This window comes from Streptomyces sp. NPDC006309, from assembly GCF_040613095.1.
GTDB lineage: Bacteria > Actinomycetota > Actinomycetes > Streptomycetales > Streptomycetaceae > Streptomyces.
In genome coordinates this window covers 41,953-56,396 of sequence record NZ_JBEXRO010000021.1, presented here as the reverse complement: position 1 = coordinate 56,396, position 14,444 = coordinate 41,953, and the positions used below count along the sequence as shown (strand labels likewise).

The window sequence follows — 14,444 nt, the reverse complement described above, 5'->3', positions numbered from 1 at the left end:
GAGCCGACACCGGCCCCCTCAGGCGGCGTCGGAGGAGGCCGCCTTGCCGCCCCGCAGGAACTGCTTCCATCCCCCGGCGGGCCGCTGCCCGACCTCCAGCGTCCGCAGCCGGGCGAGCACCTCCGGCTTCTGCACGTCCATCCAGTCCACATACTGCCTGAAGGAGACCAGCCGGACGTCGGCGCCCTTCTCCTTCTCCCGCGCGATGTGCAGGAAGGCCTCCTCGACGGAGTCCATGTAGATGCCGCCGTTCCACTGCTCGAAGTGGTTGCCGATGAAGAACGGCGCCCGGTTCGTCTCGTACGCCCGCTGGAACCCCTGGATGTACGCCTGCGCGGACTGCTTGCGCCAGGCCGGGTAGTTGTAGGCGGGCGCCTTGGTCGAGTTCACGGACTGGTTGGCGAGCATGTTGTAGTCCATTGACAGGACCTCGAACGAACGTCCGGGGAAAGGTATCTGCTGGAGGGGCAGGTCCCAGATCCCCAGCTTCTTCACCGGCCACACCTGACGGCCGCCCGGCGAGGAGGCGTCGTAGCGCCAGCCCAGCTCACGGGCGGTGGGCAGCAGGTTGCCCTGGCCGAGCAGACAGGGCGTACGGCCGCCGGTCAGCTCCTTGTCGTAGTCGAAGGGCAGCGACGGCAGGTCGGTCCACCCGGTGTTGGTCCGCCACTCCTTCACGAACGCCTTGGCCTGCCGGATCTCGCTCGCCCACTGCTGCGGGGTCCAGTTGCCGACCGTGCCGTGACCGGCGCAGAAGTGCCCGTTGAAGTGCGTGCCGATCTCGTGGCCCTCCAGCCAGGCCCGGCGCACGTTGGCCAGCGTGGCCTTGATGTGCGGGTCGGTGAGGTAGCCGATGTCGGAGGCGCCGCGCGGGTTGTTCGGGGGCTCGTACAGCCGCCGCTTCGCCTCGGGCAGCAGATACAGCCCCGAGAGGAAGAAGGTCATGCTCGCGCCGTGCTCCTTGGCCAGGTCCAGGAAGCGGGGGAAGAGACCGTTGCCGACCTCGCCGGCGCCGTCCCAGGAGAAGACCACGAACTGCGGCGGGGTCTGGCCCGGCTCCAGCGGCTCGGGCCTGGCCGGCTGGTGCGGCTGGCGGCCGGTGAAGGAGGTCGAGCCGTCGCCGATGGGGCGCGCCGGGCGCGTGCCGCCGTTGCTGCCCTGCTCCTTCTTCCCCTTGCCGGAACCGTTCGGGTGCCCGGCGCCGTCCGAGGACGTGGAGCTCCCGCATCCGGCCAGCGAGGCGGCGGCCGCCGCGCCGGCGCCGAGGCCGAGTGCTCCCCTCCGGGAGAGGGTGCGGGAGAAGGTGCGCATGGAGATCCCCGATCGTCGCGCCTGCTGGTGGTCACCCAGTCAGAGGGCGCGAAGATCGGGGAGGTTCCTGTGATTCTTATGTTTTTCGCAATATCTACGGCGGAATACCCTAAGTCACACCAATCGGACTCTGTGTTCCCGGTTGTCCGCGCGGGAGCCCGTGCGGTCAGGCGCCGAAGGCCTTGCCCTGGGCCGTGCCCGCGCCCTTCTGGGGCTTGGCACCGGCACGCAGATGGACCGGGACGAGATCGATGGCGGGCTCGCTGTAACCCACCGACACGATCCTGTCGCCCTGGTAGGTGAACGTCGTCAGGGACGCGAGCGTGCACTGCCGCTTGCGCGGATCGTGCCACAGCCGCCGCCGCTCGACGTACGACCGCACGATCCAGATCGGCAGCTGATGGCTGACCAGCACCGCCTCGTGTCCGCGCGCCCGGTCCTTGGCCGCGTTCAGCGCGCCCATCATCCGCACGACCTGGTCGACGTACGGCTCGCCCCAGGACGGCCGGAACGGGTTGACGAGGTGCTTCCAGTTGTCCGGGTTGCGCAGCGCGCCGTCCCCGACACCGAAGGTCTTGCCCTGGAAGATGTTCTCGGCCTCGATCAGCCGCTCGTCGGTGTCCAGATCCAGACCGTGCGCCTTGGCGATCGGCGTGGCCGTCTCCTGCGCCCGCTCCAGCGGCGAGGCGCAGACATGGGTCACGTCCCGCGGGGCGAGGTGCTCGGCGACCCGGTCGGCCATCTGCCGCCCCAGCTCCGAGAGGTGATACCCGGGCAGCCGCCCGTACAGGATGCCGTCCGGGTTCTCGACCTCGCCGTGCCGCATGACGTGGACGACGGTGATGTCCTTGCTGTTGCTCATGCCGCTGTGGCCTCCGCAGCCGCCCGGGCCGCCGCCGGAAGGGCGTCGGCGATCTTCTGGATGGCCCGCTCGTCGTGGGCCGTGGACACGAACCAGGACTCGAAGGACGACGGCGGCAGGTAGACGCCGTTCGCCAGCAGCGAGTGGAAGAACGCGGTGAAGCGGAACGACTCCTGCCGCTTGGCGTCCTCGTAGGTGCGCACCTGCCGGTCCGTGAAGAACACCGAGAACATGTTGGAGGCGGTCTGGAGCCGGTGCGCGACCCCCTCCTTGGTGAGCGCCTCGCCGACGAGGGACCGGATCTGCGCCGAGACGGCGTCCACGGTCTCGTACGCCGCGTCGTCCAGCAGCCGCAGCTGGGCGAGCCCGGCGGCGGTGGCGACCGGGTTACCGGAGAGGGTGCCGGCCTGGTAGACGGGCCCCGCGGGGGCGAGGTGGGCCATGACGTCGGCCCGGCCGCCGAACGCCGCGGCGGGGAACCCGCCGCCCATGACCTTCCCGAACGTCATGAGGTCCGGCCTGACCCCGTCGACCCCGTACCACCCGGCGCGGCTGGTGCGGAACCCGGTCATGACCTCGTCGGAGATGTACAGGGCGCCGTTCTCCCGGCAGGCGTCCCGGAGCCCCTGGTTGAACCCGGGGTCCGGCGGCACGACGCCCATGTTGCCCGGCGATGCCTCCGTGATCACGCAGGCGATCTCACCCGGGTGCCGGTGGAACGCCTCCTGCACGGCCTCCAGGTCGTTGTACGGCAGCACGATCGTGTCGCCCGCCTGCGCACCGGTGACACCGGGCGTGTCGGGCAGGGCGAACGTGGCGACCCCGGACCCGGCGGCGGCGAGCAGCGAGTCGACGTGCCCGTGGTAGCACCCGGCGAACTTGATCACCTTCGACCGCCGGGTGAACCCGCGGGCGAGCCGGATGGCGGACATGGTGGCCTCGGTCCCGCTGCTCACGAGCCGGACCTGCTCGACGGGCTCGACGCGGGCGACGATCTCCTCGGCGAGCGCCACCTCACCCTCGCCGGGCGTGCCGAAGGACGTACCGCGGGCCACGGCCTCCTGGACGGCGGCGATCACCTCGGGGTGGGAATGCCCGAGGATCATCGGCCCCCAGGAACACACGAGGTCGACGTACTCGCGCCCGTCGGCGTCGGTCAGCCAGGCCCCCTTGCCCGACACCATGAAGCGGGGAGTGCCGCCGACGGCGCGGAAAGCGCGCACCGGGGAGTTCACCCCGCCCGGGGTGACGACGGAGGCACGGTCGAAGAGCGCCTGTGAGGCGGGCGCGTCGTAGGGATAGGGCGTTTCGCTCAGGGCGCTCATGACGTGCGTCTTCTCCGGCTTCTCGGACTCCGGTTGCGGGGGGACCTCCTCAGGGTAGGCCGCGCCCCCGCCGGACCGCGGGCGGCCTCGGGATCACGGCGCCGCCATCCGGCGGGCATCTGCGAGACTGGCACCTGATACACACAGCTCCTGCGCACGTAATCATCAGAAGCCGGGTGATCAGGGGCCGGACGGATCCCGTGGACTGTTGTTCCACCGCACGTTTCGGCGGGCGGCCGTGGGGGAGGTCACTGACACGATGATCGGGTTGCGCGGCGGGGGCCACGCGTCCTAGAAAAGCAGTCGGGTGGAGATATGCATCGCGGTGGCGGACTGGGCGAGGGGACTGACGACCTGGGTCCTCGACGTGCCCGGCGGGGAAGGCACCGGCGCGACGCGGAGGAAACGACCGAAAGACGACAGGAAACACGCCAGGCCGAGGCGCGGCCGTCCGACGCACGGCAGCCCGAGCCGCGCCAGGCCGACGCACGGCCGTCCGAGGCGCGGCAGCCCGAGACGCGGCCGTCCGACACATGGCAGGCTGACGCCCGGCAGGTACAGGGTGTACCGAGCGAGCCCGAGCGGTACGACCGGCGGATCGGCCGGGAGCGGATCGACCTGGAGCGGATCGACCGGGAACTGGACCGCGAACTGGACCGCGGTCCGGACCGCGGATCCGGCCGTGAACTCGACCGCGAACTGGACCGTGAACTGGACCGCGATCCGGAGCAGCGGCGGGACGGCAGGCCGGACCGGCAGGCCGACCGCCGGCTCGACCACCGGGTCGACCGCCTCCGGGCGGAGAGCAGGAATGGTGGTCGGGTGGGGGTGACGTACAAATACTTCGGCGCGCCGGACGGTGCGACCGCGGCCCGCGTTCCCATCTCGATGCGTCCCGAGGAACTCGGCGGCGACGAGCTGGGCATGAACGGCATGTTCACCAAGATCAAGCCGGAGACGATGGCCGCGATGGTCCTGACCGGCATCGAGGGCGTCCCCCTGCACAAGGTGCCACCCCTCGAACTGGTCGTCCTGCACCCCGACTACGCGGTGGTCAAACTCCCCATGACGGTCGTGGACCCCCTGCGGGGCATCGGCGAGGAAGCGGTGGGCGCGGCGGCGTTCATCTGGTCGACGGTCCCCGACCGAGGCGGCCCACGCGACGCGTTCAACGTGTACCAGCTGCTGCACGAGTGGCAGGACTTCAGCCACCGGCTGCATGAGGCAGGGCATCAGCCTTACTGCCTGGTGTGGCCCTGAGCTGAGGAACCTGGACGTCTTGCTGGGTCCGGGCGGGGCTTTCGGGTCCGTCCTGGCCAGTACCTGAGAAGGGCCGCGTCAGGCGGCGCCGTCGATCATCATGCGGGTAGGGGTCTCGCCGGACGGCAGCAGGGCGTGTACGTCCGCAGCGTGAAGGCGGGGTCCGCGTCCAGGAGTACGGGGGCGTAGGGCAGGAGCTACTTCATGTTCGTCCAGGTCCTCCGGCACAGTCTTTTCTCCACGGCCCGCAGTACACCGTCCGGATGCGGACGGGAGTCGACCCAATCCCCGTGCAGGAGTACCGGCAGACGAGACGGCGCGGGCGTACGAGTAATTCCGCACCAGACAAGTGCGCCGGGAGGCAGCCTGTCTTCACCCAGAGTGAGCCTGGCACTGGGACAGCGATGGCAGGATGGCGCCATGGTGCTTCAGGTGGGGGTCAAAGCGCTCCAGAGGAGACGAGATCAGCTACGCGACTCAGCGGAGTCGGTCGACTCGAATGGCGCGCTCGGAGACGTGGCCACAGTCTGTCTTCTCCTCTTTTACGCCGCCGAGTGCGGACTCAAGGAACGGCTGCTCGTCCGGCAGGGGCACCGCGACTCCGCAGCCTTGGAGTCCACCCACGATCTTCGCAAACTGGCCAAGGAACTGCGGCTGCCTCGGGCCATCGGTGCGCGCCTCGACCGGCTTAAGAGTTGCAGAATGCACCCGGCCACGCGTGGCTCCGTCGCCCTGGCCGATCTACATCAGGCATGGCGCTATGGTGCAAAGCTCGACTCGGCGGACGAGAAGGAAGCCCAGGAAGCGCTTCGCGCTCTGATCAGCTGGTGTGAGCAGGACTAGGGGTAGGAGTACGTGGTCGTGGCCGAACTAACTGATCTGGAAGGGCTGGCTCCCCCCGAGCATCTCTTCACTTGGGTGGATGTGGAAGAGCACCTGGCTCTCCTGGCGGCAGCGGGCCGGTGGCCCCGTTGGCTGCAAGCGGCGGATGGCTGGTGGGACGGTCTGGAGCTCGTCGTCTCACCTGGTACGGATGCCGAACAAGTGAAGCAATGGTTGGACGAGGCTTTCGGAGCGGGGTCGACCGACTGGCGCGACGGCACGCTGGTGCTGGCGCTCGACGATCCGAGGACCACTGAGCTTGTTGGCCTGCCCGTCATGTTCAGCCGCGGAGAGGAAAACGCGAACCAGCCGCGACGTGTCCCGCTGCTGCGCGAGAAGCACATCACCCCGCAGCTGGCGCACCCGCTGGAAAGGCCCGCCAACGAGTCCTTTGTTGGTGACGTACAACTGGTGGCGTTCCATTCATTCAAAGGCGGAGTCGGGCGCACGGTCCACGCGGTTGCCATGGCTGACGCCGTGGCCCAACTCGGTGGGAGCGTTCTGCTGATTGACGCCGATCTTGAGGCCCCCGGAATCACGTGGATGCACAGAGCACAAGGGGGGCAGCTCGATTTTTGTTACGAGGATCTCCTCGCCCTGTTGCAGGGAGCCGAGGACGGCAGCTGGTCAGCAGCTGTGGACATCGCCGCCGCTTACCTGCCAAATCAGCAGGTCGGACGGTACACCAGTGGCGGGCGCGTGACCGTGGTCCCGACCAGTCGGAGGCCACTGCTCGGCCCACCTCGGATCGACCCAGCGGATCTGCTCACGCCGGGCCGCTCTCCGTACTTTCTGACCGAAGCACTCGCGGCGCTCGCCGCCCGTGTTGGTGCAGACACCATCGTCATGGACCTGCGTGCAGGAGCGACCGAGTTGTCCGCTCCAGTGCTGCTCGACCCCCGGGTCCAGCGCGTGTTCGTCACCACCTTGAGCCACCAGTCACTTGCCGGAACCGAGAGGCTGCTGCGACAACTGGGACACCGGGCACCGACGCTGCAGGGTGTCGATCCGGCGAGCTCTGTGATCATCACGCAGTATCGGCAGGACGTGCACGAGGACCAAGCGGAACGCGCACGTAATGAGCTGGGCAGCGCGCTGTTCGCGTCGCTCAGGCGGCTGGACGATGAACCGGGCACTGGGGTTGACGACACCGGTGAAGTAGACACTGACCTCCTTTCCCAGCCACTGCTCAGTCCATTTCGAGAAGAGCTGCTCGCACTTCCCTCCTCCTGGGACGCTGTATTGCGAGTGTTGGAAAGCAGCAAGGTAGCTGACGTCCTTGAGCCGATCGTGCCCACTCTGGCCTCTTCGGCTGTCCCCGATACAAAGGAGTTGTTGGGGACCGTCGATCACACGACGCTACGCAGCCGACTAGCAGAGACCGCACGACGGTTCATCTACGCCGAACGAGAAGGCATGTCGTCAGCCAGTGGCTTCCTGGTGACCGATCCGCTGCGCAGGCTCCTGGGTGATCACCGTACAGAGCCACCCTTGGCGCTCGTGGTAGGCGCCAAGGGCGCAGGAAAAACCTTCATGTACGCCAAGGCATGTGCGGCCCAGTCATGGGACAAGTTCGCCGAGCAGTCCGGCATTGAGGGAGTTCAACTAGCCGGGCCTGTGGTCCCAGTGCTTGAGTCGGACAGCCTGGAGTATGACGACCTGACAACGCAGGACTTGCGAGATGCATTCGTGGCAGGGCACAGCGGCAAGGCGGGCCAGGGCGCTACCTCGCAGGAAATCAAGGATCGGCTGAAGACAGGGCTCATGACGCTCGATGCGCAGGATGAGCTCCAGTGGCGGCACTTGTGGCTCGAGTGCCTGGCCATCGCGGCAGGCGTACGGCCGCCGGAGAGTAGCGGCGCGGAAGCCGCCCTCACCGAGCTCGGCAGACGAGCGCGGGCTGTGTTCGTCATCGACGGGCTTGAGGACCTGCTGCAGTCACTCGACAGCGAGTCGAAGCGCACAGCGCTGCGCGTGCTGCTGATCGACGTTCTCGCCTGGTTGCGCTCACTGCGGGGGCGTCCTCTTGGACTGGTCGTCTTCGTTCGTCAGGATCTGGTGACACGGGCGGTGCGCCAGAACAGCGGGCAGCTCTTGGCCCGGTACGAGCCCTACGCCCTGCGCTGGGACAAGGAAGAAGCACTACGGCTCGCGCTGTGGGTAACCGCTCACGCCGGCGCGCTGCCTACGCCCGTGGTTGAGTCCCAGATCGCCGAGCTGTCCTACGACGACCTCGTAGAGACCCTCATCCCAGTGTGGGGCTGGAAGATGGGAACGGAGAAGTCCAAGGAAGCGCGTTCTCACCTTTGGGTACCCGCCGCCCTCGGAGACTTCAATGATCAGGTGCAAGCCAGGGACGTAGTCGTGTTTTTGTCCGAGGCGGCACAGTTGTCGATTACTCAGATGGCATGGGAAGACCGCGTACTGGCGCCCGGGGCCATGCGCAAGGCGCTACTCGCGTGCAGCACGATTAAGATCGACTCAATCCAGCAGGAGAATCAGGAAGTCGGCCAGCTGTTGAGCCGACTACAGCAGGTACGTCAGTCAGTGACGGTGCCCTTCGAGTTGGAGGAGGTGGGAATTTCGGTACAGGAAGCGGATTTCCTCGTAGACTCCGGGGTCTTCGCTCGAGGCAACGACGGTCGCTACTGGGTGGCTGAGATCTACCGACACGGCCTGGGGTACGGAAGTGAGCGCAGGGCAAAGGTGCTGTGGCGACGATGAGGGCCGTGAGCGCGCCTGCCGGTCGCGGTGATTTCGCGATACCGCAAGGTACGCTCTGGTCCGAACCAACCGGGTTGCTTGAAGGCACATCCAGGCACATGAACTCGGGAATCGGCGTTGAGCAGCACCCCGCCCCTCCCACCGCTGCACGAGTGGCAGAACCTCAGCCACCGGCTCCGTGAGCTGGATGTCCGCCGGGTAGCGGCCGGGCCCCGGCGGGTGGGGGACAGTACGGGGGGTGTAATCACTCCGGTGTGTGGACGACCGTGATGTGGCGGTCCGGGCCCGGGATCTCCAGTTCGTCGAGTACGGCCACCGCCAGGTCCTCCGCGCTGATCCAGGAGCGGCCGTCGGTGCCGGTGAGCAGGGTGTCGGTGCCACGGCGGTAGCGGCCGGTCCGGGGGCCGGGTTCGAGGAGGGCCGGTGGGCTCAGGTAGACCCAGTCGGCCGTGGCATGCGCCTGGCAGGTCCGCAGCTGGGCGATGCCGGCCGCGGCGACCGTCCTCACCTCGGGGGGTACATACGCGGGGTTGTCGGCCACCAGCAGGCCGGGGTCGCCGGGGCTGCGCAGGGCCCCGGCGCCACCGGTGACCAGGACGCGGATGCCGAGGTGCGCGGCGGCGTCCAGCACCGTACTGGTGGCGTCCACCAGGAAGGCCGGGTCGAGGGGGAACGTCCGTACGGCCAGGACGACCGCATCGGCCGCGGAGTCCGCCAGGGCCCCGTGCACGGCGTCCCGGTCGCCCACGTCCACCGCGACCGATGTCACGGCGGGGTCCTCGTTCTCCGGTTTCCGGGACAGGGCGAGCACCCGGTGTCCGCGCACCCGGGCTTCGGTGATCACCCGGCTGCCGACCATTCCGGTGGCGCCGAGCACGGCGATCGTCTTGTGTGTCCTCATCGGTCCGTCCCCTGGTGTCGGTTCACGTGCGTGGTGCTGCCGTTTCGCGTCCCGTCGCCGCGCGGTCCCGGGAGTCGGGTGAAGTCTGCGCCGCTCCGGTCATGAAACCAACGCATGGTTGTGATGGCAGCCATGAACGCGGAACATCAATGCGTGGATCTCCAGCAGATGCGGTACGTCGTCGCCCTCGCCGAAACCCGTAGTTTCACCCGCGCCGCCGAGCGCTGCGGAGTCGTGCAGTCGTCACTCAGTCACGGAATCGCCGCTCTGGAGGGGGAGTTGGAGGTGCGGCTGTTCGCGCGGTCCAGCCGGCGGGTCGAACCGACCGGCGCCGGGGAGGCGTTCGTGACCCGGGCCCGCGAGTGTCTGGCCGCCGCCGACCTCGCGGTGACCGACGCCGTCGCGGCGACGGGGGTGGTACGGGGGCGACTTGCCGTCGGAGTGATCGTGACGACCGCTGCCGTCGACGTACCGGAGCTGTTGCAGCGGTACCGCGGCCGGCACCCTCAGGTGCGCGTCGCTCTTCGGTCCGGGCGCAGCGACGAGCTGGTGGCGGCGGTCCGCGACGGCGAACTGGACATCGCCTTCATCGGGTTGCCGGAGGGTGAGCTGCCCACGGGTGTGGAGCACGTCGTGCTCGATCACGACGCGCACGTCCTGGTGGTGCCGGCCGGGCATCGGCTGGCCGGGGCTTCCCGGGTCGTACTGCGGGAGATCGCTGAGGAGACGTTCGTGGACTTCGCGGCCGGGACGCCCGGCCGTGCCCAGTCGGACCAGGCGTTCACCGCCGCTGGGCTGCTCCGTGACGTCGCGTACGAGGTCGGTGCCGTGGAGCTGATCACCCGGTTGGTCGCGCGCGAGCTCGGTGTCGCCCTGCTGCCCTCGGCGTTCGTCCGGCCGGTGGCGGACACCGACTCTGGGCTGGCGCTGGTCCCGGTGGCCGACGGGCCACGGCGGGCGGAGTTCCTGGCGTGGGGCCGTTTCAACCCCGGCCCCGCCACCGTGGCGATGCTCGATGTCCTCGGGGTGCGGCGGCCGGCGTGACCAGGGCGCCCCGGGTGGTCAGGCGGGTTCGGGGCTGGGGCCGGCGGGGGCCGGCCTCCGGGACGTGGTCGTGCTCGCCAGCAGGCGCAGGGCCGCGTCGGACGGGGTGCCGGGTTCGGCGGTGTAGGTGATGAGGCGCTGGCCCGCCGGGCCGGGCAGGCACAGGTTCTCGAAGCTCAGGTGCAGCGCGCCGACCGCCGGGTGGTGCAGGGACTTGCCGCCCGAGGTGCAGGTGCGGACCGGGTGCCGGGCCCACAGGGCGGCGAACTCGTCGCTGTGGATGGAGAGCCGGCCGATCAGCTCGGCCAGGGCGCGGTCGTCGGGGTGGCGGCCCGCGACCAGGCGCAGGGAGGCGACCGCGAGGTGGGCCTCCTCCTCGAGGTCGGCGTACAGGTTCCGGTACCGCTCGTCCAGGAACAGCATGCGTACCAGGTTGGGCCGGTCCGCCGGGATGTCCGGGATCTCGCGGGGCAGGTGCGCGGCGAGCAGCGCGTGGCCGAGCGGGTTCCAGGCGAGGACGTCGCCGCGCCGGTCGAGGATGAGCGCCGGTACGTCCGTCATGGCGGCCAGCAGCTGCCGGGCCGACGGGGTGGCGTGCTCGGCGCGGGATCCGCCGGTACGGCGTCCGGTGGCCGGGCGGGCCAGGTCCTTGAGGTGGGCTCTCTCGTCGTCGGTGAGCCGCAGGGTGCGGGCGACGGCGTCCAGCACGGAGTCGGAGACGCCGGCCGCGCGGCCCTGTTCGAGGCGGGTGTAGTGGGTGATGCTGACGCCCGCGAGCAGGGCCAGTTCCTCGCGGCGCAGTCCAGCGACCCGGCGGCGGGCCGGCGCGGTCGCGATGCCGACGTCCTCCGGCCGTAGCGCGCCACGGCGGGACCTGAGGAAGTCTCCCAGCTCGGACAGGGCGTCCACGCGTGCCTCCGGGGGGTCGAGGGGTCGTGTCCATCCTGCCCGCGTGGCCGCGAGAAGGGGATGCCCGTAGGTGGTCCTGTGATGACCACCCTCGCGGCGGGTGGTCGGGAGACGGTGCTGGCTGTGGCGACCGGGGCGGACGAGCCTCGTACCGCGCGACTCCGCCCCGGCCGGGACGGACGAGCTCGTACCGCGCGACTCCGCCGCACAGAGGGGATCTCCTCGTCATGTCCGTCACCGTCACACCGTCCGCGGGTACGCCCACGGCCCTCACCCCACGGCTCCGCCTGGTGCTCGTGCTGCTGCTCGCGGCCCAGTTCATGCTGGCCGTGGACTTCTCCATCCTGAACGTGGCCCTGCCGGTGATCGGCACCGGCCTGGGCTTCTCCCTCGCCCGCCTCCAGTGGATCGGCACGTCGTTCGCCCTGTGCGCCGCCGGGTTCACCCTGCTGTTCGGCCGGGTCGCCGACCTCTTCGGCCGCCGCAGGCTGTTCCTGGGCGGTCTCGTCGTCCTCGCCGCGGCCTCGCTGGCGGGCGGGCTGGCGCAGAGCCCCGGGATGCTGATCGCGGCCCGGGTGTGCCAGGGGCTGGCCACCGCCGCGGTGACCCCGGCGGGGCTGTCGCTGCTGACGACGTCATTCCCGGAGGGCCCACTCCGGGAGAGGGCGCTCGGTCTCAACGGGGCGCTGATGTCGGCCGGTTTCACCACCGGGGCGGTCCTCGGCGGCCTGCTGACGGACCTGCTGTCGTGGCGCTGGTCCTTCTTCGTCAACGTGCCGGTCGCACTCGCCGTCCTCCTGATCGCGCCCGCGGTCATCGCCGAGTCACGGCCCGAGGAACGCCCGAAGCTGGACGTGCCGGGTGCGGTGACGGCCACGTCCGGGCTGCTCGCCGTCGTCCTCGGTCTGACGCGGGCCGGCGAATACGGCTGGGGCGCACCGGCCACGCTGGTCCCGCTGGCGGCCGGGGCCGCCCTGCTGCTGACGTTCCGGGCCGTCGAACGGCGGGCATCCGCGCCCCTGGTGCCGTTGGGCGTGCTCGGAAGGCGCTCGGTGGCGTGGGGCAACGTCGTCGGGCTGGTCGCGTTCCTGACCGAGACGTCGCTGGTGTTCCTGCTGACCCTCTACCTCCAGGAGGTCCTCGGCTTCTCCCCGCTGGCCGCCGGGCTGTCGTTCGGCGTGCTGGGCGCGGGTACCGTCGTCGGCGGGTCGGTCGCCCCCCGGGTGATCGGCCGGTTCGGCGCACCCCGGGTGATCCTGGCCGGCGGTCTCGTGCAGGCCCTGTTCACGGCGGCCCTGCTCGGACTCGGCACCGGCCACTCCTCGCTCCGGCTGCTCCTGGCGGCGACGTTCGCGGGCGGGGTGGGCAACATGCTGGTCATCGTCGGCTTCATGGTCACCGCCACGTCCGGGCTCGCCGACCACGAGCAGGGACTGGCCACCGGCCTGGCGACGATGACCCAGCAGATCGGCATCACGATGGGCACCCCGGTGATGAGCGCGGTGGCCACCGCAGCGATGTCGGGTACGGGCGCGGTGGCGGTCCTCGGCGGGCTGCGGACCGCGATCGCGGTGAACGCGGCCGTCGCCCTCGTCGGCACGCTCGCCGGCGGGTTCTTCCTGCGGCGCGGGACGCGGTGACCTGCCGGTCGGCCCGGCTGCGGCGCGGGACGCGGTGACCTGCCGGTCAGGCCGGCTGGAGCACGTCCCGCAGTCCCGCCTCCTCGAACGCCCGCACCACGTCGTCCCGGCTCTCGGTGAAGTGCGCCCAGCTGTCGCAGTGGGCCGCGACCACCCGGCGGGCCTGAAGGAGCTGGGCGGCGGCCGCGGTGCCCCTGCCGTCCAGGACGAGGAGGGCGTTGTCCAGGACGGGCAGGCGGGGCGCGCCGGCGAAGAGGACGGCGGTGTCGACGGGGCCGTACCGGGCGGCGATCTCCTTCACCAGGTCGAGGGAGGCGTTGTCCCCGCTGACGTAGACGGTGGGCAGGTCGGTGGCGGTCAGCAGGAAGCCGGTGACCTCGCCGACGATCGGCTCGGAGCCCTCGGGGCCGTGCAGGGCGGGGGCCGCGGTGACGGTGAGCGTGCCGCCGTCGGGACGGGGCAGCTCGACGGACTGCCAGGGGGTGAGTGGTTCGGTACGGCCACCGAGCCGGCCGGCCGCGGCGGGGGTGGTGAACGTGCGGGGTACGTCGGCGAGCAGGGCGCGGCCGGAGTGGTCCAGGTTGTCGGCGTGCTGGTCGTGGGAGAGCAGGACGACGTCGACGGGGCCCAGGCCGGCGAGGGGGACGCGGGGCGGGGCGGTCTTGGTGAGGACCCGGCCGCTGGGCGCCGGGTAGTCGCCGGGGTCGTCGAAGGTCGGGTCGGTGAGGAAACGGAGACCGCCGTACTCGATGAGAACGGTGGGTCCGCCGAGGACCTCTACGGGAATCCGCATTCCAGTCACCTCACGGATAGAAGGGGTGTCATCCATGAGAGACGCTAGCCCTTCCTCACGGATGGACGCAAGCCCTACCATGAGATATGTGAGCGAGCGCGATGAGACGCCGGAGAACGCCGAGACGGCCGGTACCGCCGAGACGGCCGGGGCAGCAGGGGGAGCGGATGCGGGGCGGCCGGAGGAGGGCCCCGGCCGACCGCCGGTGCCTCCCGCTCCCGGCGCCGCGCACCACCCCGCGCTCGACCTCGCCAACACCGACGTCGCCCTGCCCGGCGGACAGTCGGTGGATCTCCTCGCCACACCCGCCGCCGCCCGGCGCTGGCTCGTGGACCGCGGTCTCGCCCCTGCCGACGCCGACCTGCGCGAGACCTGCGCGAGCCGGCTGCGCGCCCTGCGCGATCACATCCGGGCGCTGCTCACCGCCCGGACCACCGGCGCCCCCGCGCCCCGGGCCGCCCTGGACGCCCTGAACGAAGCGCTCACCCGGGCCCCGGCCGCCTCCCTGCTGCACTGGTCCCCGGAGCGCGGCCTGTACCGGGCGGCCGCCCACCCCACCACGCAGATCGTGGAGCACGCCCTGGCCACGCTCGCCGCCGACGCCGCCGACCTGCTCACCGGTCCCGATGCCGAGCGCCTCACCGCGTGCGGCTCGGCCCCCTGCAACCGCTACCTGCTCCGCCACGGCCGCCGCCACTGGTGCTCCACCCGCTGCGGCGACCGCGCCCGCGCCGCCCGCGCCTACGCCCGCCGCACCGCCGCCACCGCCCGCACCACGCACGAGTGACCGCCG

General features: G+C 70.5%; 12 protein-coding genes. 6 read left to right on the top strand and 6 right to left on the bottom strand.

Going from position 1 to position 14,444, the window contains the following annotated elements; translation table 11 throughout:
* Positions 1 to 18 precede the first annotated feature (18 nt).
* The 3 genes from ABZ117_RS24835 to hemL all read right to left on the bottom strand — a co-directional run bounded on the left by ABZ117_RS24835 (position 19) and on the right by hemL (position 3,489).
* Positions 19 to 1,311 carry a hypothetical protein gene (locus ABZ117_RS24835; protein ID WP_356823979.1) on the bottom strand — a complete coding sequence of 431 codons (1,293 nt, stop codon included), beginning with the start codon at positions 1,309 to 1,311 and terminating at the stop codon, positions 19 to 21.
* Between the two features lie 166 nt (positions 1,312 to 1,477).
* Positions 1,478 to 2,173 carry a histidine phosphatase family protein gene (locus tag ABZ117_RS24830; RefSeq protein WP_356823978.1) on the bottom strand — a complete coding sequence of 232 codons (696 nt, stop codon included), beginning with the start codon at positions 2,171 to 2,173 and terminating at the stop codon, positions 1,478 to 1,480.
* On the bottom strand, positions 2,170 to 3,489 hold the full coding sequence (gene hemL, locus ABZ117_RS24825) for a glutamate-1-semialdehyde 2,1-aminomutase (RefSeq protein ID WP_356824065.1): 1,320 nt from the start codon (positions 3,487 to 3,489) through the stop codon (positions 2,170 to 2,172). The genes ABZ117_RS24830 and hemL overlap by 4 nt, the downstream gene beginning before the upstream one ends.
* A gap of 720 nt (positions 3,490 to 4,209) precedes the next feature.
* Between hemL and ABZ117_RS24820 the strand changes: the two genes are divergently transcribed.
* The 3 genes from ABZ117_RS24820 to ABZ117_RS24810 all read left to right on the top strand — a co-directional run bounded on the left by ABZ117_RS24820 (position 4,210) and on the right by ABZ117_RS24810 (position 8,364).
* The gene (locus ABZ117_RS24820; RefSeq protein WP_356824064.1) at positions 4,210 to 4,758 is read left to right on the top strand and encodes a hypothetical protein; all 549 of its coding nucleotides are present in this window, start codon (positions 4,210 to 4,212) and stop codon (positions 4,756 to 4,758) included.
* A 420-nt stretch (positions 4,759 to 5,178) separates the two neighbouring features.
* On the top strand, positions 5,179 to 5,601 hold the full coding sequence (locus ABZ117_RS24815; RefSeq protein WP_356823977.1) for a hypothetical protein: 423 nt from the start codon (positions 5,179 to 5,181) through the stop codon (positions 5,599 to 5,601).
* Between the two features lie 18 nt (positions 5,602 to 5,619).
* The gene (locus tag ABZ117_RS24810; RefSeq protein WP_356823976.1) at positions 5,620 to 8,364 is read left to right on the top strand and encodes an AAA family ATPase; all 2,745 of its coding nucleotides are present in this window, start codon (positions 5,620 to 5,622) and stop codon (positions 8,362 to 8,364) included.
* 244 nt (positions 8,365 to 8,608) lie between these two features.
* Here ABZ117_RS24810 and ABZ117_RS24805 read toward each other — a convergent pair whose 3' ends face one another.
* A complete protein-coding gene (locus ABZ117_RS24805; protein WP_356823975.1) occupies positions 8,609 to 9,265 on the bottom strand; it encodes an NAD(P)H-binding protein in 657 nt (218 codons plus the stop codon).
* A gap of 153 nt (positions 9,266 to 9,418) precedes the next feature.
* Here ABZ117_RS24805 and ABZ117_RS24800 point away from each other — a divergent pair, with 153 nt between their 5' ends.
* Positions 9,419 to 10,309, top strand: coding sequence for a LysR family transcriptional regulator (locus ABZ117_RS24800; RefSeq protein ID WP_356823974.1), 891 nt, complete (start codon positions 9,419 to 9,421; stop codon positions 10,307 to 10,309).
* Positions 10,310 to 10,327: 18 nt separating this feature from the next.
* Here the strand turns inward: ABZ117_RS24800 and ABZ117_RS24795 are convergent, their stop codons facing one another.
* On the bottom strand, positions 10,328 to 11,218 hold the full coding sequence (locus ABZ117_RS24795) for a helix-turn-helix transcriptional regulator (protein ID WP_356823973.1): 891 nt from the start codon (positions 11,216 to 11,218) through the stop codon (positions 10,328 to 10,330).
* 227 nt (positions 11,219 to 11,445) lie between these two features.
* On the opposite strand from ABZ117_RS24795, the gene ABZ117_RS24790 reads away from it, so the two are divergent.
* Positions 11,446 to 12,858, top strand: a complete 1,413-nt coding sequence (locus ABZ117_RS24790; protein WP_356823972.1) for an MFS transporter — start codon at positions 11,446 to 11,448, stop codon at positions 12,856 to 12,858.
* A gap of 46 nt (positions 12,859 to 12,904) precedes the next feature.
* On the opposite strand, the gene ABZ117_RS24785 is transcribed toward ABZ117_RS24790, so the two are convergent.
* On the bottom strand, positions 12,905 to 13,651 hold the full coding sequence (locus ABZ117_RS24785) for an MBL fold metallo-hydrolase (protein WP_356823971.1): 747 nt from the start codon (positions 13,649 to 13,651) through the stop codon (positions 12,905 to 12,907).
* Positions 13,652 to 13,856: 205 nt separating this feature from the next.
* On the opposite strand from ABZ117_RS24785, the gene ABZ117_RS24780 reads away from it, so the two are divergent.
* Entirely contained in the window at positions 13,857 to 14,438 is a 582-nt protein-coding gene (locus tag ABZ117_RS24780; protein WP_356824063.1) for an ABATE domain-containing protein, read from the top strand.
* Positions 14,439 to 14,444: the final 6 nt, after the last annotated feature.

Coding starts and splice junctions, on each gene's coding strand:
- ABZ117_RS24830 (WP_356823978.1), bottom strand. CDS start 2,173: ATGAGCAACAGCAAGGACATCACCGTCGTCCACGTCATGCGGCACGGC.
- ABZ117_RS24805 (WP_356823975.1), bottom strand. CDS start 9,265: ATGAGGACACACAAGACGATCGCCGTGCTCGGCGCCACCGGAATGGTC.
- ABZ117_RS24790 (WP_356823972.1), top strand. CDS start 11,446: ATGTCCGTCACCGTCACACCGTCCGCGGGTACGCCCACGGCCCTCACC.
- ABZ117_RS24815 (WP_356823977.1), top strand. CDS start 5,179: ATGGTGCTTCAGGTGGGGGTCAAAGCGCTCCAGAGGAGACGAGATCAG.
- ABZ117_RS24785 (WP_356823971.1), bottom strand. CDS start 13,651: ATGCGGATTCCCGTAGAGGTCCTCGGCGGACCCACCGTTCTCATCGAG.
- ABZ117_RS24835 (WP_356823979.1), bottom strand. CDS start 1,311: ATGCGCACCTTCTCCCGCACCCTCTCCCGGAGGGGAGCACTCGGCCTC.